The 19,155-nt window shown below is 68.7% G+C and carries 21 protein-coding genes and 1 pseudogene; 13 read left to right on the top strand and 9 right to left on the bottom strand.

Annotation, left to right across the window (positions count from 1 at the left end):
* Positions 1–146, top strand: a pseudogene (locus NT132_RS13505) (dihydroorotate dehydrogenase (quinone)); the annotation flags it as partial.
* A 142-nt stretch (positions 147–288) separates the two neighbouring features.
* Here the strand turns inward: NT132_RS13505 and NT132_RS13510 are convergent.
* Positions 289–849 (bottom strand): DUF3043 domain-containing protein, encoded by a 561-nt coding sequence (locus NT132_RS13510; RefSeq protein WP_297789952.1) that lies wholly within the window; start codon positions 847–849, stop codon positions 289–291.
* A 54-nt stretch (positions 850–903) separates the two neighbouring features.
* Between NT132_RS13510 and NT132_RS13515 the strand changes: the two genes are divergently transcribed.
* The 6 genes from NT132_RS13515 (at position 904) to NT132_RS13540 (ending at position 6,796) form a co-directional block, all read left to right on the top strand.
* Positions 904–2,313: a dipeptidase gene (locus NT132_RS13515; protein WP_297789917.1), complete on the top strand. Its 1,410-nt coding sequence runs from the start codon at positions 904–906 to the stop codon at positions 2,311–2,313.
* Between the two features lie 64 nt (positions 2,314–2,377).
* Positions 2,378–2,743: an iron-sulfur cluster assembly accessory protein gene (locus NT132_RS13520; RefSeq protein ID WP_297789919.1), complete on the top strand. Its 366-nt coding sequence runs from the start codon at positions 2,378–2,380 to the stop codon at positions 2,741–2,743.
* A 157-nt stretch (positions 2,744–2,900) separates the two neighbouring features.
* Positions 2,901–3,794: a cytochrome c oxidase subunit II gene (gene coxB / locus NT132_RS13525; protein WP_297789921.1), complete on the top strand. Its 894-nt coding sequence runs from the start codon at positions 2,901–2,903 to the stop codon at positions 3,792–3,794.
* Positions 3,795–3,796: 2 nt separating this feature from the next.
* Positions 3,797–5,554, top strand: a complete 1,758-nt coding sequence (ctaD, locus tag NT132_RS13530) for a cytochrome c oxidase subunit I (protein ID WP_297789923.1) — start codon at positions 3,797–3,799, stop codon at positions 5,552–5,554.
* 3 nt (positions 5,555–5,557) lie between these two features.
* Complete coding sequence (locus tag NT132_RS13535; RefSeq protein ID WP_297789925.1) at positions 5,558–5,992, top strand: cytochrome c oxidase subunit 4; 435 nt, start codon at positions 5,558–5,560, stop codon at positions 5,990–5,992.
* A gap of 6 nt (positions 5,993–5,998) precedes the next feature.
* Positions 5,999–6,796: a protein phosphatase 2C domain-containing protein gene (locus NT132_RS13540; protein WP_297789927.1), complete on the top strand. Its 798-nt coding sequence runs from the start codon at positions 5,999–6,001 to the stop codon at positions 6,794–6,796.
* Positions 6,797–6,805: 9 nt separating this feature from the next.
* Here NT132_RS13540 and NT132_RS13545 read toward each other — a convergent pair whose 3' ends face one another.
* From NT132_RS13545 to NT132_RS13570, 6 genes are all read right to left on the bottom strand, one after another.
* Positions 6,806–7,210: a rhodanese-like domain-containing protein gene (locus NT132_RS13545; protein ID WP_297789929.1), complete on the bottom strand. Its 405-nt coding sequence runs from the start codon at positions 7,208–7,210 to the stop codon at positions 6,806–6,808.
* A gap of 73 nt (positions 7,211–7,283) precedes the next feature.
* Positions 7,284–8,465 carry an FAD-dependent urate hydroxylase HpxO gene (gene hpxO, locus NT132_RS13550; RefSeq protein WP_297789931.1) on the bottom strand — a complete coding sequence of 394 codons (1,182 nt, stop codon included), beginning with the start codon at positions 8,463–8,465 and terminating at the stop codon, positions 7,284–7,286.
* Positions 8,466–8,583: 118 nt separating this feature from the next.
* On the bottom strand, positions 8,584–10,389 hold the full coding sequence (locus NT132_RS13555; RefSeq protein ID WP_297789954.1) for a cytochrome bc complex cytochrome b subunit: 1,806 nt from the start codon (positions 10,387–10,389) through the stop codon (positions 8,584–8,586).
* 26 nt (positions 10,390–10,415) lie between these two features.
* Complete coding sequence (locus NT132_RS13560; protein ID WP_297789933.1) at positions 10,416–11,471, bottom strand: ubiquinol-cytochrome c reductase iron-sulfur subunit; 1,056 nt, start codon at positions 11,469–11,471, stop codon at positions 10,416–10,418.
* Between the two features lie 39 nt (positions 11,472–11,510).
* Positions 11,511–12,314 (bottom strand): cytochrome c, encoded by an 804-nt coding sequence (locus NT132_RS13565; RefSeq protein ID WP_297789935.1) that lies wholly within the window; start codon positions 12,312–12,314, stop codon positions 11,511–11,513.
* 16 nt (positions 12,315–12,330) lie between these two features.
* Positions 12,331–12,942, bottom strand: coding sequence for a heme-copper oxidase subunit III (locus NT132_RS13570; RefSeq protein WP_297789956.1), 612 nt, complete (start codon positions 12,940–12,942; stop codon positions 12,331–12,333).
* 187 nt (positions 12,943–13,129) lie between these two features.
* Between NT132_RS13570 and trpD the strand changes: the two genes are divergently transcribed.
* The gene (gene trpD / locus NT132_RS13575) at positions 13,130–14,191 is read left to right on the top strand and encodes an anthranilate phosphoribosyltransferase (protein WP_297789937.1); all 1,062 of its coding nucleotides are present in this window, start codon (positions 13,130–13,132) and stop codon (positions 14,189–14,191) included.
* 17 nt (positions 14,192–14,208) lie between these two features.
* On the opposite strand, the gene NT132_RS13580 is transcribed toward trpD, so the two are convergent.
* Together NT132_RS13580 and NT132_RS13585 are read right to left on the bottom strand one after the other, a co-directional pair.
* Positions 14,209–15,132 carry a 5'-3' exonuclease gene (locus NT132_RS13580; RefSeq protein WP_297789938.1) on the bottom strand — a complete coding sequence of 308 codons (924 nt, stop codon included), beginning with the start codon at positions 15,130–15,132 and terminating at the stop codon, positions 14,209–14,211.
* A 73-nt stretch (positions 15,133–15,205) separates the two neighbouring features.
* Entirely contained in the window at positions 15,206–15,658 is a 453-nt protein-coding gene (locus NT132_RS13585) for a hypothetical protein (RefSeq protein ID WP_297789940.1), read from the bottom strand.
* A 47-nt stretch (positions 15,659–15,705) separates the two neighbouring features.
* On the opposite strand from NT132_RS13585, the gene NT132_RS13590 reads away from it, so the two are divergent.
* The 5 genes from NT132_RS13590 to NT132_RS13610 all read left to right on the top strand — a co-directional run.
* The gene (locus NT132_RS13590) at positions 15,706–16,710 is read left to right on the top strand and encodes a PHP domain-containing protein (protein WP_297789942.1); all 1,005 of its coding nucleotides are present in this window, start codon (positions 15,706–15,708) and stop codon (positions 16,708–16,710) included.
* 204 nt (positions 16,711–16,914) lie between these two features.
* Positions 16,915–17,088, top strand: coding sequence for a hypothetical protein (locus NT132_RS13595; protein ID WP_297789944.1), 174 nt, complete (start codon positions 16,915–16,917; stop codon positions 17,086–17,088).
* Complete coding sequence (locus NT132_RS13600; RefSeq protein WP_297789946.1) at positions 17,085–17,798, top strand: helix-turn-helix domain-containing protein; 714 nt, start codon at positions 17,085–17,087, stop codon at positions 17,796–17,798. Before NT132_RS13595 ends, NT132_RS13600 begins: the two co-directional genes overlap by 4 nt.
* Positions 17,799–17,858: 60 nt before the next feature.
* Positions 17,859–18,449 carry a nucleoside deaminase gene (locus NT132_RS13605; RefSeq protein ID WP_297789948.1) on the top strand — a complete coding sequence of 197 codons (591 nt, stop codon included), beginning with the start codon at positions 17,859–17,861 and terminating at the stop codon, positions 18,447–18,449.
* Between the two features lie 67 nt (positions 18,450–18,516).
* A partial coding sequence (locus NT132_RS13610) for an aminotransferase class V-fold PLP-dependent enzyme (protein WP_297789949.1) occupies positions 18,517–19,155 on the top strand: 639 nt, incomplete at its 3' end.

Consider the following 19,155-nt stretch of genomic DNA (forward strand, 5'->3'; position numbering starts at 1 on the left):
AAACAAAAGACGCCGCCGACGTGCAGGAACGGCTGGACGCGGGTGCCACCCTGGTGCAGGGCTACACCGGGTTCCTGTACCGCGGCCCGCTGTGGGCGCGCCAAATCAACCGCGGCCTGGCCGCCGCCGCATCCGCGCGCCGCTGAGGCCTCCGCCCCGCGCTCCGCACTGCCCACGCTCGCCCCGCGCTGACGACGAAACTGCTTCTGGGCGCCGAAACTGCGGGGTAACCCCGCTGTCTCGGCGCCCAGAAGCAGTCTCGCGGTCAGAGGTGCCGCGGAGGGGCGTTCAGATGCTGGCGCGGGAGCCGCGCTTGGCCTGCGGCTTCGGCAGCCGCATGAAGCGCATCTGCACGGTGCGCATCGCGCCGTACCAGCCGAGGCCCTTCTCGATCCGGTCCTCGCCGAACCTGCGGCGGGCGGCGCGCTTGACCCGGACCGACGTGATGATCATGTCGATGACGGTGAAAATCACGAACACCCACAGCACGGCGTACGAGTACACCTGGATCAGCGGGACGTTGATGAACATGAGCAGCAGCACGACCACCATGACCGGCATCACGAACTCGGCGATGTTCCAGCCCGAGTCGACCCAGTCGCGCACGAAGCGGCGCTGCGGGCCCTTGTCACGGGCGGTGAGGTAGCGGTCATCGCCGGCGGCCATGCCGACGCGCGCCTTCTCTCGCTGCTCGGCCATCTGCGCCTTGGCGCGTGCTTTGGCCTCTTTGGTGTCGGCGACGAGCGGACGCTTGCGCGCGGCTTCGCGCTCGGCGCGCGTCGGCGTGGGCCGGCCCTTGCCGAGGGGCGCCTGGTCGTCGGCGTCGTGCGGGGCGGATTCGGCGGAGATCTTGGCCACGGGGTCCTCGGGTTTCGGGAAGGGGTGCCTCCTAAGATTACCCGCATGACATCCGAGAACACCCGGAAGGATGCGGTCCACGAGGCCGCGACCGCCGGCATCCCCTCCGCCCTCTCCGACCTGGGTGCGCTCGTGCGCATCCCCTCCATCGCCTGGCCGGCGTTCGACCAGTCCCAGGTGCAGCGCAGTGCCGAGGCGGTGGCGGCCCTCGCGGAGGGCACCGGCGTCTTCGAACGCGTCGACGTGATCCGCGCGGAGACCGGTGACACGCTCCCAGATGGCACCGCCGAGCTCGGCCAACCCGCGGTGCTCGCCAGCCGTCCCGCTCGGAACGGCGCACCCACGGTGCTGCTGTACGCCCACCACGACGTCCAGCCGGACGGCGACGAGGCGCTGTGGGATTCCCCGCCGTTCGAGCCGACGGTGCGCGGCGGCCGACTGTACGGCCGCGGCGCCGCGGACGACAAGGCGGGCGTCATGGTGCACATCGCTGCGCTCCGCGCCGCCCGCGAGGCACTCGGCGACGACTTCGACCTCGGCGTCGCCCTGTTCATCGAGGGGGAGGAAGAGTACGGCTCCCGCTCCTTCGCGCGATTCCTCTCCGACAACGCGGATGCGCTCCGCAGCGACGTCATCGTCGTGGCAGATTCCGGGAACCTGGACCTCGAGACGCCGGCGCTCACGGTGTCGCTGCGCGGCAACGCCCGGTTCACCCTCACCGTGCGCACCCTCGACCACGCCTCCCACTCCGGCATGTTCGGCGGCGCGGTGCCCGACGCCATGATGGCGACCATCCGCCTGCTCGCGACCCTCTGGGACGAGGACGGCGCGGTCGCTGTTGCAGGACTGACGGAACGGGATGCGGACACCCCGCCGTACTCGGAGAAGACCCTCCGCGATGAGGCGGGCCTGCCCGCAGGCGTCAGCCCCATCGGCACCGGGTCGATCCTCGGGCGCATCTGGAACAAGCCCTCGATCACCGTCACCGGGATCGACGCGCCTACGGTGGCCGCCGCATCCAACACGCTCTCACCGGCGATCACCGTGGTGGTGAGTGCCCGCGTCGCGCCCGGGCAGGACGCCCGCGAGGCGTACGAGGCCATCGAGGCGCACCTGCGCGCGCACGCCCCGTTCGGCGCCCAGCTGGAGTTCACCGACATCGACTGCGGCGACGGATTCCTCGTCGACACCGAGGGCTGGGCGGTGGGAATCGCCCGCGAAAGCCTCGCTGAGGGGTACGCCCACGACACGGTGGACATCGGCGTCGGCGGGTCCATCCCGTTCATCGCCGACCTCGTGCGCACGTTCCCCGGTGCGCAGATCCTCGTCACCGGGGTCGAGGACCCGCACACCCGTGCGCACAGCCCGAACGAGTCGCTGCACCTCGACACGTTCCGTCACGCCGTGCTCAGCGAGGCACTGCTGCTCGAAAAACTCGACCGACACCGGCCGTGACCCGTCGTCGCAGCGTAGAATCGACGCATCCGACCGTCCACGCGGTCCGTCCCGGAGGAGAGCCATGACCGACACCACCCTGACTGTCGACCAGAGCACCCGCGAGCACGGTGTCCTGCTCACGGACGCCGCGTCCGAGAAGGTCAAGAGCCTGCTCGGCCAGGAAGGTCGCGAAGACCTGCGGCTGCGCGTCGCTGTGCAGCCCGGCGGCTGCAGCGGCCTGATCTACCAGCTGTACTTCGACGAGCGCTACCTCGACGGTGACAAGGTCGTCGATTTCGGCGGCGTCGAGGTCATCATCGACGACATGAGCGTGCCGTACCTCGACGGTGCCTCGATCGACTTCAAGGACACGATCTCGGAGCAGGGCTTCACGATCGACAACCCCAACGCGCAGGGCTCCTGCGCGTGCGGTGACAGCTTCCACTGACACGCGGGCGCGCAGCTCTTTTCGGCGCGGTCGAACCCCGGAATTTCGGGGATCGGCCGCGCCGACGCGTTGCCGGGGGCTGGACGAATGGCCTGAAGCCGGTGTGAGCTTGCCCTAGACTGAAGGAGCTTCATTCGTGACCCTGGAAAGGTGCACCGTGCCTTCGAAACGTCGACTGCGTTGGGCCGTCCTCCCCCTCGGGGCAGCGACGGCGGTCCTCCTCGCCGGCTGCACCCCCTCTCAGCTGCATGGCTTCCTGCCCGGCTTCGAGGAGTCCGGCAAGCCCGCGACCAATCACACCGACATGGTGGCTGGCCTCTGGGTCAACTCCTGGATCGTGCTGCTCGTGGTGGGCGTCATCACCTGGGGCCTGATGCTCTGGGCGATGGTCATGTACCGCCGGCGCAAGGGCCAGACCGGCCTCCCGGTGCAGTTGCGCTACAACATGCCGATCGAGATCTTCTACACGATCGTGCCGCTGATCCTCGTGGTGGGTTTTTTCGCCTTCACCGCCCGCGACCAGACGATCCTCGAGACGCAGTACGACGACCCCGACGTGTCGATCTCCGCGATCGGCAAGCAGTGGGCGTGGGACTTCGCGTACAACGGCGACGAAGAAGACGACTCCGACACGGTGTGGAGCATGGGTGTCCAGGCTCAGCCGGATGCGGCGGGCAACGTCGACCAGGACGCGCTGCCCACCCTGTACCTGCCCGTCGACAAGACGGTCAAGATCGAACTCTCCTCGCGCGATGTCATCCACTCCTTCTGGATCATCGACTTCCTGTACAAGAAGGACCTCTACATCGGCAAGGACAACGAATGGTCCTTCACGCCGACCCGTGAGGGCACCTACGCCGGAAAGTGCGCCGAGCTGTGTGGCGAGTACCACTCGATGATGCTCTTCAACGTGAAGGTCGTCAGCGAGGACGAGTACGAGGCCTACCTCGACACGCTCCGCGACAAGGGGCAGACGGGTAACATCCAAGAGGCCTACGACCGGCTCGACAACCTGCCGGGAACGGGCGCATCCTCCGAGGGAGACGAGTAATTATGGCGACGACGCTTCCGCTTCAGGAATCGGGCGCTCCGACGACGCTCCCGCCGCGCCAGGCGGCCCTGCTCACTTCCTCGCGTGTCGAGGAGAAGGGCAACATCATCGTCAAGTGGGTCACGTCGACCGACCACAAGACGATCGGCTACATGTACCTGATCGCGTCCTTCCTGTTCTTCCTGCTGGGCGGCGTGATGGCACTGATCATCCGCGCCGAGCTGTTCGAGCCCGGCATGCAGATCGTGCCGACGAAGGAGCAGTACAACCAGCTGTTCACGATGCACGGCACGATCATGCTGCTGATGTTCGCGACGCCGCTGTTCGCGGGTTTCGCGAACGCGATCCTGCCGCTGCAGCTGGGTGCCCCTGACGTCGCGTTCCCGCGTCTGAACGCCTTCGCCTTCTGGCTGTTCCTGTTCGGCTCGATCATCGCGGTCGCAGGCTTCCTCACCCCGTCGGGTGCTGCATCCTTCGGCTGGTTCGCGTATCAGCCGCTCGCGAGTTCGACCTTCACGCCAGGCGTCGGAGGAAACCTCTGGATGCTGGGCCTCGGCATCAGCGGTTTCGGCACGATCTTCGGTGCGGTGAACTTCATCACCACGATCATCACGATGCGCGCCCCCGGCATGACCATGTGGCGGATGCCGATCTTCTCGTGGAACACGCTGATCACCAGCATCCTGATCCTCATCGCGTTCCCGGTGCTCGCCGCGGCCATCCTCGCCGCCGCAGCCGACCGCGTGCTCGGCGCCCACATCTACGACCCGCAGAACGGCGGCGTGCTCCTCTGGCAGCACCTGTTCTGGTTCTTCGGGCACCCGGAGGTGTACATCATCGCGCTGCCGTTCTTCGGCATCGTCTCCGAGATCTTCCCGGTGTTCAGCCGTAAGCCGATCTTCGGATACAAGACCCTCGTCTACGCGACCATCGCCATCGCGGTGCTCTCGGTGTCGGTCTGGGCGCACCACATGTACGTCACCGGCGGTGTGCTGCTGCCGTTCTTCGCCTTCATGACGATGCTGATCGCGGTCCCGACCGGGGTGAAGATCTTCAACTGGATCGGCACCATGTTCCGAGGCTCGGTCACGTTCGAGACGCCCATCGTGTTCTCGCTCGGCTTCCTGGTCACGTTCGTCTTCGGTGGTCTCACCGGGGTGATCCTCGCCTCGCCGGCGCTCGACTTCGCACTGTCGGACTCGTACTTCGTGGTCGCACACTTCCACTACGTCGTCTTCGGCACCGTCGTGTTCGCGATGTTCGCGGGCTTCTACTTCTGGTGGCCCAAGTGGACCGGCAAGATGCTCAACGAGCGGCTCGGCTACGTGCACTTCTGGCTGCTGTTCGTGGGCTTCCACATGACGTTCCTCGTCCAGCACTGGCTCGGTGTCGACGGCATGGTGCGTCGTTACGCCGACTACTCCGAGGCCGACGGCTGGACCTGGGAGAACCAGGTGTCGACGATCGGCTCGATGATCCTCGCCGTCTCGATGATCCCGTTCCTGTTCAACGTGTGGATCACCGCGCGGAAGGCACCCAAGGTCACGGTCAACGACCCGTGGGGCTACGGCGGATCGCTCGAGTGGGCGACCAGCTGCCCGCCGCCGCGCCACAACTTCACGTCGATCCCGCGTATCCGCAGCGAGCGGCCCGCGTTCGATCTGAATCACCCCGAGGCGGCGATCCCGGTCGGTGTGGGTCCGGTGAAGGACGCGCCCGACGCCCCGGTCGCCGACGTGGCCGATGGAAAGGTGAAGTAATCCATGCGTAGCAACATCGGCCTCTGGTGGCTCCTGCTCATCTTCTTCATCTTCATCGACGTCGTCTACGTGGGCTGGAACATCCTGGCCAACCCCGAGCTGGACTGGTACAACGCGATCGACTGGACCGGTTCCGTCGCGCTGCTGTTCGGTGGCTTCATGTCGGCGATGATCGGTTTCTACATCTCCCGCGTCTCCAAGGCCACCGGCGGCGTCCTGCCCGAGGACAGTCTGACGGCCGACATCGACGATGGTGACCCGGAGATGGGCGAGTTCAGCCCGTGGTCCTGGTGGCCGCTGGTGCTCGCCGGCTCGGTCGCGTTCGGTGCCATCGGCCTCGCCGTCGGCAGCTGGATGATCCCGATCGGCCTCGGCATCTTCGCCGTCGCCATCGTCGGGTGGGTTTTCGAGTACTACCGCGGCAACTTCGCCCGCTGAGGTCGATTGGCACTTCGGCTCCTCACCACTGCAGCGTCTGAGACGGGGAACTTCCGTTCCACCAATCAGGACGCGGCGTTCACCGCACCCTGGGGTGCGGCGGTCGCCGACGGCGTCGGTGGGGGGCCGTCGGGCGATCTGGCCTCGGCGACCCTCGTCCACCGGCTCGTCGCCGGCGGGATGCGAATCACCGACGGTGAGGACCTCGCGGTGCGGGTGCGCCTGGCGAACTGGGACCTGAGCGCCCAGGTCCGCCGGAACCCGGAGCTGCAGGGGATGGCCACGACCTTCACGGGACTCGTCGTCACCACCGGCGGCGACCTGCTCCTCGCCCACATCGGTGACTCTCGCGCTTACCGCCTGCGTCATGCGCAGCTCGAGCGACAGACGCGGGACGACTCGTATGTGCAGGCGCTCGTCGACCGCGGCCTGCTGTCCGCGCAGGCGGCAGCAAGTCACCCGCGGCGCAACATCATCACCGCGTCGCTCCGGGGCGGAGAGGCGGACACCGTCACCGTCGCATCGTGCGAGACGCTGGTGGGCGACCGCTGGATGCTGTGCAGCGACGGCGTCAGCGACTACCTGGACGACGAGGAGATCGGCATGGCTCTCCTGAGCCACCGGACGCCCGAGGAAGCGGCTGAGGCGCTCGTGGCGCAGGCGCTGGCCTTCGGATCCCGCGATAACGTGACTGCCGTCGTCTGCGACGTCGCCGAGGGTGCGGCGGATGCGGCGGCCCCGCCGCAGTTCCACGGCTCGGCGCGCGAGCTGTTCCAGGAAGACCTGGATCTCACCGCATCCTGACCGTGAACCTCAGCGCACGACCATGACGAGCGGGTCGAAGACGCGGGGGAGCGGTCCGCCGTCGTTCTCGACCGGCTGCCCCTCGCGGGCCCAGTACTCGTAGCCGCCGATCATCTCCCGCACCTGATAGCCGAGCGCGGCGAACTCGCGTGCGCCCTTTGCGCCGGCGTTGCAGCCCGGACTCCAGCAGTACACGACGACCGGGACGGTGCGGTCGAGTTCCGTCGGGGCGCGGTCGGCGATCTCGCGATACGGCAGATGGATCGCGCCGGGGATGCGTCCCTGCGCCCACGCGTCGGCTCCGCGGACGTCGACGAGGACGAAAGGCTCACCGGCCCGCTGGGCGGCGTAGACGTCGGAGGGGTCTGTCTCGTGGGCGAGCTTGGCGGCGAAGTAGTCGGCGGTATCGGGCATGGTGCCACGATATGGCCGTGTCCGCCCGGGCACGAGGCGCCGGACGGACACGGATGCACGCAAAACGGCCGCCTCAGCTGAGCAGGCCCCCGCCGAGGTTGACCGGGCTCTCCACGATGTTGCCGACGATGCCCCGGATGACGTTCTCCCCGGTCTCGGCGCGCAGCCCCTCGTACCAGCGCTCGGTGACCTCGGGGTCGAAACCGTGCGTCTCCCAGCCTCGCTTACGCGCACGGAGGACGAGATCGCCCGCGCGCTCGGTGCGGACCTGCTGGTAGCGCGCCAGTGCATCCTGCGGGCCCAGGGTGTTGAGGGCGAACACAAGGCCGAGCACGAAGCTGTCCTCCAGCGCCGAGCAGGCACCCTGCCCGATGTCGGGCGCCGTGTTGTGAGCCGAGTCGCCGAGCAGGGCGACGCGACCGCGCACCCACGTGTGGATCGGATCGATGTCCCAGATCTCCACGCGGTTGAGCGAGGTCGCCGGGTCGATGGCGTCGATGAGACGCTGCACGCCGTCCGCCCAGCCGCCGAAGGCGGCTCGCAGGGGAGCCGTGCCCTCCGAACGGTCGTAGGGGACTCCTGCCGGCTGCGGGATGTCGAAGAAGAAGTAGAACCGGTCCCCGGCGACGGGCATGACCGAGACCCGCTTGCCTTCGGCGACGTAGGTGGTCCACTGATCCGCGGGACCCACGGCCTCATCGACCGGGACGAGGCCGTTGAAGTTCGTGTAGCCGGAGTAGACCCGCTCGATCTGTTCGCCGAGCACGTGCTCCCGCACGAGCGACCGGGCGCCATCGGCACCGATCAGCACGTCGCCGGTGGCCGTCTCACCGTTCTCGAACGTCACCGTGACATCGTCCGGGGTCTGCGAGACACCCACCATCCGCATCCCGAGCCGGATGTGCGCCATGCCGAAGCGCTCCATGAGCAGACCCTGCAGGTCCGCGCGGGCAACCGGGTAGGGGCGCTGGCCCGTCTGCGTCGTGACCGGGTCCAGGCTGAAGCGGCACATCGTCTCGCCCGTGTGGCCGTCGTAATAGGCCATCGTGTCCATGATGCCGCCGAGGGCGACCATGTCGTCGTGCAGGCCCAGCCAGTTGAGGACCTTGACGCCGTTCGGCCAGAGCGACAGCGCGGCGCCCACCGGCTTGTTCTCCCTGATCTGGTCGTAGATCACGACCTCATGCCCCAACCGCTGCAGTGCGATGCCCGCACTGGTTCCGCCGATACCTGCTCCGATGATGATGAAACGCACGGCCTCACGCTAGCTGCCGCCTGTTCCGGGATTGTTACAGCCATCAACATTCGGCGAACACCAAAAACCGCGGGCGGCCCGGATGACCGGACCGCCCGCGGTGTGCCCTGAGAGGGGATCAGCTCCGGGGAGCGTCGCCCTCGTGGGGATCGTTGATCTCGTTCAGACGCTCGGGGGAATCGAACTCGGCGCTGGCCTTCTCGCCGATGGCGTTGAGCGGCTTGCCGTCCTCGATCGCACGCTGGTCGGCGCCTTCGATCTCGGCGGCCTCGGCTTCGTCCATGTGCGTCAGCTCGTGGTGCTGGTGAGCGTCCGCGGCCGCGAGCTCCGCCTGCGTGAGCGGGGTGAGGCGGTCCTCGAAGAACCAGCGCGACAGTGCCGAGCGGAAGTTCTCGTGCCACGGGATGTTGCCCTTGGCGTTGGGACGCACCACCAGGGGAGCCGCGGTCTCGTTGTCGACGAGCTTCCAGCGGTCGTACTCGTCGACCGGCTGGTGCACCTCGATGTACTCGCCACCGGGGAGGCGCACGATGCGTCCCGACTCGTAGCCGTGCAGCACGATCTCACGGTCCTTCTTCTGCAGTGCGATGCAGATCCGCTTCGTGACGAAGTACGCGATGATCGGCGCGATGAACAGGCTGAACTGCAGGAAGTGGATGACCCCTTCCATCGACAGCATGAAGTGCGTGGCGATGATGTCCGAGGACGCCGCCGCCCACAGGACCGCGTAGAAGGTGACACCGGCCGCGCCGATCGCCGTGCGGGTGGCCGCGTTGCGGGGGCGCTGGGCGATGTGGTGCTCGCGCTTGTCGCCGGTGATCCACGCCTCGATGAAGGGGTAGATCAGGACGGCCACGATGAACAATCCCACGATCCCGAGGGGCACGAGGATGCCGAACGACCAGGTGTGATCGAGCCAGACGACGTCCCAGTTCGAGGGTGCGAGGCGCAGTGCCCCGTCGGCGAAGCCGATGTACCAGTCGGGCTGAGTGCCGGCGGACACCGGGGAGGGGTCGTACGGGCCGTAGCTCCAGATCGGGTTGATCGTGAACAGCGAGGCGATCAGCACGATGACACCGAAGGTGAGGAAGAAGAACCCACCCATCTTCGACATGTACACCGGCACCATCGGGTAACCCACGACATTGCTGTTCGTGCGGGCGGGCCCGGCGAACTGCGTGTGCTTGTTAATGATCATGAGCACGAGGTGCAGTGCCAGCAGCGCGACGAGGATCGCCGGCAGCAGCAGGATGTGCAGCGTGTACAGGCGTCCCACGATCGCGTCACCCGGGAATTCGCCGCCGAACAGCAGGAACGAGGTCCAGGTGCCGATCAGCGGGATGCCCTTGACCATGCCGTCGATGATGCGCAGGCCGTTGCCCGAGAGGAGGTCGTCCGGCAGGGAGTAGCCGGTGAAGCCCTCGGCCATCGCGAGGATGAACAGCACGAAGCCGATGACCCAGTTCAGCTCACGCGGCTTGCGGAACGCGCCGGTGAAGAAGATGCGCAGCATGTGCACACCGATACCGGCGACGAACACGAGCGCCGCCCAGTGATGGATCTGGCGCACCAGGAGTCCGCCGCGGAGGTCGAACGAGATGTGCAGGGACGAGTCGAGCGCCGCGGACATGGCGACACCGCGCAGCAGCGGGTAGGAGCCGTCGTAGTGCGTCTCGACCATCGAGGCCTGGAAGAAGAACGTCAGGAACGTGCCCGAGAGCAGGATGACGACGAAGCTCCACAGCGCGATCTCACCGAGCATGAAGGACCAGTGGTCCGGGAAGATCTTGCGGCCGAGTTCCTTGACGAGCCCGGAGATGCTGGTGCGCTCATCGATGTAGTTCGAGGCCGCTCCGACGAAGCGTCCGCCGAGCGGCTTCTCGCGGTTCGCGGTGGTGACCGGGAGCGCCGGTTCGGCGGTCACGTTCTCCGTGGGGTGGGTTGCGGTGCTCAATGGCGCTCCCAGAAGCTCGGGCCGACGGGTTCGGTGAAGTCGCTCTGGGCGACCAGGTAGCCCTCGCTGTCGACGGTGATGGGCAGCTGCGGCAGCGGACGAGCAGCCGGGCCGAAGATGACCTTGGCGCCGTCGGAGACATCGAACTGCGACTGGTGGCAGGGGCACAGCAGGTGGTGCGTGAGCTGCTCGTACAGAGCAACCGGGCACCCGACGTGCGTGCAGACCTTCGAGTAGGCCACGATCCCGTCGTAGGACCAGTCCTTCTTGTCTTCTGCCTCGATGAGCTCGTCCTCGGGCAGACGCATGAGCAGAACGATCGCCTTGGCCTTCTCGTTCAGGTAGCCCTCACCGTGGGAGAGCTCGGCGAGCTCCTCCGGGATGACGTGGAACGCGGACCCGAGGGTGACTTCGGAGGCCTTGATCGGCCGGCCGCTGGGGTCGTGGGCGAGCCGCATCCCCTTCTTCCACATGGTGTGGCTGAGCAGCTCCACCGGGTTGCCGGTCTCGGGCGCGAGGCCGCGGAACAGTACGACGCCGGGGACGACCGAGGCGATGACGGCGGCGATCAGCGAGTTGCGGATCATCGCGCGACGACCGAAACCGGACTCCTCGTTGGCGACCTCGAACACCGCGACAGCGCCCTCGCGGGTCGTGTCACGACCGCGGGTGGCGTGGCGGGGCTCGATGAACTCCTTGTCGGACATCACCGCCTTGGACCAGTGGATCGCACCGATACCGATCGCCAGCAGCGCGAACGCAATGCCGAGACCGACGAACAGGGTGTTGTTCCGGATGGCTACGAGCGTCCCGTCCAGCGGGAAGATCATGTAGGCGACGACCGCCCAGACGGATGCTGCCACCGACAGGTAGAACAGCGTGTAAACCGTGCGGACGGCGCGGGTCATCGCCGCGGGGTCCTTGTCGGTGATGCGTGCCCGGTGCGGGGGCAGACCGGGGTTTACCGCCGGGTCAGACACCTCCACGGCAAGACCGCTCGACGGCTTCCAGGAAGCCCTCTCATGCTCGAGCGGGTCGACATCGTGTGCCATGGTGCTCCTCGTACGTTCCGTATGTCCGTGAAAAGTTCGTCAGTTCGACTTCGCGGTGATCCACACCGTGATCGCGATAAGCGCGCCGATACCGAAGATCCAGATGAAAAGGCCCTCCGCGACGGGACCCAGCGAACCCAGGGCGTATCCGCCGGGCGACTCGTTGTCCTGCATCCACAGCAGTGCGGAGATGACGTCGCGCTTGTCCTCGGGGGTGAGGTTCATGTCGTTGAAGACGGGCATGTTCTGCGGGCCCGTGACCATGGCGGCGTACATGTTCAGCGCGCTAGTGGTGTGCAGGTTGGGGGCGTACTTGCCCTCGGTCAGCGCGCCGCCGGCGCCGGCCACGTTGTGGCACATGGCGCAGTTGACGCGGAACAGCTCGGCGCCTTCGGCCACATCACCCTGGCCGTCGAGGACCTCTTCGTCGGGGAAGGTAGGGCCGGGGGCCACGGACTGCACGTACGACGCGATCGCCTCGATCTGGTCGTCGGTGAACTGCACCGGCTTCTGCGGGGCCTGCGGGCCCTGGGCCTGCAGGGGCATGCGGCCGGTCGAGACCTGGAAGTGGACCGCGAGCTCGCCGACGCCGTAGAGCGACGGGCCGCTGTCGGAACCCTGCAGGTTCAGACCGTGGCAGGTGGCGCAGTTCGCCTGGAAGAGCTTCTGACCGTCTTCGACCGTGAGCGTCGAAGCGGACTCGGCGTTCTCGGTGGTGGCGGCCATCGCGGCGGACGCGCCGGCGTAGACACCGCCGGTGATGAGCAGACCGATGCCGATGAGGGCTGCGGCTGCGAGGGGGCTGCGACGACCGGACTGCCGACGCTTGGTGAAACGTGCCATCGAGGAAGCTCCGGTCTTATTTCAGGAAGTAGATGACGAGGAACAGCGCGATCCAGACCACGTCGACGAAGTGCCAGTAGTACGACACGACGATCGAGGTGGTCATTTCCTTGCGCCCGAAGTTCTTGACGGCGAAGGCGCGGCCGATCACGAACAGGAATGCGATGAGTCCGCCGGTGACGTGCAGGGCGTGGAAGCCGGTGGTCAGGTAGAAGGCCGAGGCGTACGAGTTCGCCGAGATCGGCATGCCCTCGGCGACCAGCTGGGCGTACTCCCACACCTGACCGGTCACGAAGATCGCGCCCAGGGCGAAGGTGAGGAAGAACCAGCCGGTCATGCCCCACTTGAGGGGGCTCTTGCCGGTGCGGTACGGCTGGTAGCGCTCAGCGGCGAACACGCCCATCTGGCACGTCACGGACGACAGCACGAGGATGATCGTGTTGACGGTCGCGAACGGGATGTTCAGAAGCGACGACTCCTCGGCCCACAGCTCCGGTGAGGTGCTGCGCAGGGTGAAGTAGATCGCGAACAGGCCGGCGAAGAACATGACTTCGCTGCCGAGCCAAACGATCGTGCCGACCGCGACCGGGTCAGGTCGCTTGACCGTGCGCAGGGCTTGGGAATACATCGCTGGGGTCGTCACCCATTCATTATGGCTGATAGTTCTCTGTGGTTCTTGCATCCAGGGGCCGAAGACGGGTCGTCTTTCCGCTTAGGTTCCCCTAAGCATCCGGCGTGCCGGCGCTCCGCCGCCGCATGTTTCCCGCGCCTGACCGGGGGAGGCCGGGTTCGGCGCCCTGACTAGGATTGCGGGTATGACCGACCTGTACAGCTGGCCTTCGATCCTGACCGCTCTGCTCGGCGGTGCCGACCTCAGCGTGTCGGAATCGACGTGGGCCATGCGGCAGGTCATGGCGGGGGAGGCGACCCCGTCTCAGCTGGCGGGCTTCCTCGTCGCGCTGCGTGCCAAGGGTGAGACGGTGGACGAGATCGTCGGCTTCCGCGACGCGATCCTGGAAGCCGCGTTGCCGCTTCCCGTCGACTCGCACGTGCTCGACATCGTCGGCACCGGTGGCGACCGGTTCGGCACCGTGAACATCTCGTCCATGTCGGCGATCGTGGCGGCCGCCTCCGGGGTCCCGGTCGTCAAGCACGGCAACAAGGCCGCGAGTTCGTCCTCGGGATCGTCCGATGTGCTGCGTGCGCTCGGGATCGACCTGACCCTGTCACCCGATGCGGTCGCCGAGACTCTGGCGCGCACCGGGATCACGTTCGCGTTCGCGTCCGCCTTCCACCCCGGGTTCCGGCACGCCGGGGCGACCCGCGCGGAGCTCGGCATCCCGACGGTGTTCAACTACCTGGGGCCGCTGTGCAACCCCGCGCGGGCCGAAGCGAACGCCGTGGGCGTGGCGCAGCTCGACCGGGTGCCGCTCATCACCGGCGTGTTCCGCACCCGCGGCGCCACCGCGCTCGTGTTCCGCGGCGACGACGGGCTGGACGAGCTCACCACGACCGGTCACAGCCGCATCTGGGAGGTGTCGCTCGGCGACGTGCACGAGCACGACATCGACCCCCGCGACCTCGACATCCCGCTCGCCGACATCGGCGACCTCATCGGCGCCGACCCCGAGCACAACGCGGGCGTCGTCCGCCGCGTGCTCGCGGGCGAGCCCGGCCCGGTGCGCGACATCGTGCTGCTGAACACGGCCGCAGGTCTCGTCGCGTTCCGGCTCTTCCAGGATCCGACCGAGGCCCAGCGGCCCATCCTGGAGCGTCTGGCGGAAGCGAGGGATGCGGCCGCCGCCACGATCGATTCCGGCGCGGCCGAGGCGAAGCTCGCGGACTGGGTGGAGACCACCCGCTCGTTCGCCGCCTGACGTGTCCGCGCCGACGCCTACCCGGTGATCCCGGCGATCGCGAGCGCTGCGCGGTCGAACGCCGAGGCGATGCCCCACTGGTCCGCGAACGCCGCCGCGGCGGACTCGTCGGCGACCGGGCGGAGGCGCGCATCGGGCCGCTCGACGTCGAGATCACGGACGACCGCGACCACCGTCGGGGCGACGGACAGGTAGTCCGCGGCTCCGGTGATCTTGGCCCGCATCCCCGCCGACATCCCCTCGCCGCGCTCCGCGGCCGCGATGATGCCGGGGAGGTCGCCGTGCGAGGCGAGCAGCGTCGCCGCCGTCTTCTCGCCGATCCCCGGGACCCCCGGGAGTCCGTCGGAGGGATCGCCGCGGAGCGCCGCGAAGTCGGCGTACTGGGCGGCGAGCACGCCGTACTTCGAGACCACGACCTCATCGGTGACGATCTCGAGCTTGCTCATGCCGCGGGCCGTGTAGATCACGCGCACCTCTGCGTCGTCGTCGACGAGCTGGAACAGGTCCCGGTCACCCGTGACGATGTCGACGGGCAGCCCCGCGCCGGTCGCGAAGGTGCCGATCACGTCGTCCGCCTCGTGCTCCGCGACGCCCACCACGGGGATGCCGAGCAGCTCCAGCGAGCGCCGGATGAGCGGCACCTGCACCTCCAGCGGGTCGGGGACCTCCTCCACGTCGGGGCCAGATGCGAGGATCTCCACCACCCGGTGGGCCTTGTACGAGGGGATGAGGTCGACCCGCCACTGCGGCCGCCAGTCGTCGTCCCAGCACGCGATGACGTGGGTGGGGCGGTAGGTCGTGACGAGCTTCGCGACGATGTCCAGCATCCCGCGCACCGCGTTCACCGGGGTGCCGTCGGGTGCGGTGATCGATTCGGGCACACCGTAGAACGCCCGGAAGTACAGCGACGCACTGTCGAGGAGCATGAGGCGGTCGGTCACGAAGTCATCCTGTCACGTGGCGGCGTCCGCATCCGAGGGTCTCGGGCGCACGGGGTGGTGAAGGGGCGACCCGTCACGGCCACTCCGTCGGCAGTGCGCCGCCCGGTGTGGCAGGGAGCACGCCCTGGTACGGGGTGAGGGTCTGCCAGCGCGGGCCGTCCGCGCGCAGGAGCAGCAGCACGTCGCCATCCGCGGCCATCGGGTCGCCGTCGGGATAGGGCGCTCCGCTTTCGCAGGTGGCCGGTACCGAGACCACGTCGATCTGCGGATCGCCCTCGCCCTTCTGCCACTCCGCGACCTCCACCTGCCACACCGTGACCTCCTGCCCGTAGAGCGACATCGAGCTCGCCCGCCCCGTGACCGCGCCGCGCACGATCGCGTCAGCGTCGGCTGCGGCGTCGGCGGGAGTGTCGAACCACACCCAGTCCACACACATCCCGGCGGTGGGGGAGCCCGCGCACGCGCTCAGGGATGACGCGCCGAGGCCCGCGAGGAGGACGGCTGTGACCGCGCGGGCCGGAGACATGCCGACAGTCTCTCGCGCTGCGGGAGGGATGTCAGCAGACTGGGGCGATGGATCCGCTGGCGGCCCTCACCGAGATCGCGACGCTACTCGAACGGGAGCGCGCCTCGCGCTACCGGTCGAAGGCGTTCCGCGCCGCCGCCGACGCCATCGAGTCGCTGACGCCGGCGCAGCTGCGCGAGCCGGAGCGCCTCCGACGGACCCCCGGCATCGGGGAGACGACGCTGACCGTGATCCAGCAGGCCCTCGCCGGTGAAGTGCCCGCGTACCTCGCCGACCTGCGGGAACGGATGGGGGTCGTGCAGAGCACGCTGCGACCTGCCCTGCGGGGAGACCTGCACGCGCACAGCGACTGGTCGGACGGGCTCACCCCGATAGACGACATGGTCGCCGCGGCGAGGGACCTCGGACACGAGTACCTCGCCCTCACCGACCATTCGCCGCGGCTGCGGGTCGCGAACGGGCTCAGCGTCGAACGTCTCACCGCGCAGCTGGAGCTCGTGCCCGGGTTCTCCGGCGACGGGTTCACCCTGCTCAGCGGAATCGAGGTCGACATCCTCGAGGACGGCGCCCTCGATCAGGAGGAGCGGATGCTGGCGCAGGTCGACGTCGTCGTCGCGAGTGTCCACTCGAAGCTCCGCATGGACGCCCGACCGATGACCGCGCGGATGCTGCGTGCGGTCACCGATCCGCATACCGACGTCCTCGGGCACTGCACCGGAAGGCTCGTGGAAGGCTCCCGTGGCACGCGTCCGGCGTCGGATTTCGACGCCGGGGCGGTGTTCGCGGCCTGCGCCGAGCGCGGCGTGGCGGTCGAGATCAACTCGCGCCCGGAGCGGCAGGACCCGCCCGACGACCTCATCGCGATCGCCCTCGAGGCGGGGTGCCTGTTCTCGATCGACAGCGACGCGCACGCACCCGGCCAGCTGTCGCTGCTCGACCACGGCGCGGCACGGGCGGAGGCGGCCGGCGTGCCGGCCGACCGGATCGTCACGACGTGGCCGCTGGCGCGCCTGCGGGAGTGGCTCGACCGCGACCGCGACCGCGACCGGTGAGCGTCAGCCCGCCGCGTCCTCTTCGTCGTCCTCCGGGACGGGATCGTTCAGCGGCGGCAGCGTCGGGTCGGTGGGGGCGGGGTGCGGATCTGCGGTGCTCATAGAACGACTGCACACCCGTCCACCCGCCCCGCCCAAGGGGTTGACGAACCTCCGGCGAGGTCGTCTGCTGGGAGCGCACGCGCCGACGAGGAAGGGGCCGCAATGAGCACGCACGAGGTCGTCACCCGGTCGAACCGGGGACAGTGGGAGACGGTCGTCGAGGGGCGGCCGGAGCTGTCGCAGAGCTTCAGCACATCGGTCCTGACCGTCGGCGCCTACGACGAGCCGATCGCGTCCCAGGTTCTGGGCGGGGTCGCCCGCCAGGAGTCGCCATGACCGACCCCGCGGCGTTCGCGACACCGGTGCCGACGCTCACGGCGCGGCAGCCGCGGGCGATCCACAGCGCGCTGACGGTGCTCGAGGCCGTCGCGACGCTCGGCGCCGGGGTGAGTGCGCGGGAAGTATCCGAGGCACTGGGGCTGCCGCGCGCCACAACGTACCGGTTGCTGAACCTGCTCGTGCAGGACGAATACCTGGTGCGCACCCCCGACCTCTCCGGGTTCGCCCTCGGCGCCAAGGTGGCCCAGCTCGCCTCGGCGGCAACCCCGGTGCGGCTGCCCGCGGCTGCGCGGGCCGTGCTCTCGCAGGCCCGCGACCAGCTCCGCGGCGGCGTGCACGTCGTGCGGTACGGCGGCGGACGGCTCACGGTGGCCGACGCCGATCCCGACTTCCCCCTCAGCGACGACCTCCGTCTGGTGCGTGAGCCTGCGCGCTACGCGCTGGGTCGGCTGCTGCTCGCCGACCTCGGCCGCACCGACCCGGTGTCGCTGGCCGCCGCATCCGACCTCCGCCGTCTCGGCGCCACCCGACAGATCGGCGAGATCGTTCCGGGGCTCGCCTGCCTCGCGGTCCCGGTCCGTGACAGCACCGGGGAGCTGGCCGCCGGGGTCGCCTTCGCGGGCCCGCGGCATCGCGTCGAGGAGCCGCAGGCGGTGCTGGACCTGCTCCGACCGGTCGCCGAGCGCCTCGCGCCGCTGCTCGCCTGAGCCGGTCGCGGCGGGACCCGCGTAACAGGCCCGACACGTGCGTCCGCAAGGATGCTGCGCATGTCTCTCGCCACCGGATTCACCGCCACCCTGCCCGCCTGGCTCACCGCCGAGCTCGACACCCTGCCGACCGTGCTGCCGACGCTCGAAGACCGGATGGACCTCGTCAACGCGCTCGCCGACCGCAACTGGCGCGAGGGCAGCGGCGGGCCGTTCGCGGCGATCGTGGTGGATGCGGCGACCGGTGAGCTCGTCTCCGCCGGGGTCAACGTGGTGCTCGCCTCCGGGCTCACCTCGATGCACGCCGAGGTGACGACGCTGAGCCTCGCCCAGACCGCGCTCGGCCGCTGGGACCTCGGTGCCGAGGGCGCCGACCTGCAGCTGGTCGTCAACTGGCGCCCGTGCGTCATGTGCTACGGCGCCACCATGTGGAGCGGGGTTCGCTCGATGGTCGTCGCGGGCGAGGGGCCACTGCTGGAGGAACTCACCGGGTTCGACGAGGGTCCGGTCGTGGACGACTGGGCCGCGCAGTTCGAGGCCCGCGGTATCCGCGTGACGATCGGGGTCCGCCACGATGAGGCGGTCGCCGTCTACCGCGCCTACGGTGACAGCGACTCGCTCGTCTACAACGCGCGCGGCGCGGCGGAGTAGCCCGCCCACCGGTCGCGGTGCTCGGTGCCGCGACCCATCCGCTCGGCTGCCGTGACAGAGTGGACCGGTGACCGTGTACCTCGACCATGCAGCCACCAGTCCGCTGCGCCCGGAGGCGCGTGAAGCCTGGCTCGCCGCATCCGACGTGGTCGGCAACGCCTCGTCCATCCACGGCGGCGGGCAGGACGCGCGCCGCGTGCTCGAGGACGCGCGGGAACGCGTCGCCGCGGTGCTCGGCTGCGACCCGATCGAGGTCGTCTTCACCTCCGGCGGTACCGAGTCCATCAACCTGGCGCTGAAGGGCATGTGGGAGGCGCGGCAGCCGGAACGCCGCAGTTTCGTGCTGCCGGACGGCGAGCATCACGCCACCATGGATGCCGCGCAGTGGCTGTGGAAGAACCGAGAAGCGCACCTGCTGCACGTCGGACTCGACTCCCGCGGCGCCATCCCCGTCGCCCGTTTCACCGTGGCGCTGCCGGATGCCGCGGTCGCGACCGCCATGATCGCGAACAACGAGGTCGGAACCCTCAACGATGTCGCGGGTCTTGCCGCCGCATCCGCCGAGGCCGGGGTGCCGCTGCACCTGGATGCCGTGGCCGCCCTCGGGCATGTGCCGTTCTCGTTCTCCGGGCTCCGTGGCGACGCCGCCCCCGGGGTGGGGCTCACCGCGCTGAGCGTCTCGGCGCACAAGGTGGGCGGCCCGGTC

It is taken from the genome of Microbacterium sp. (assembly GCF_026393345.1).
GTDB lineage: Bacteria > Actinomycetota > Actinomycetes > Actinomycetales > Microbacteriaceae > Microbacterium.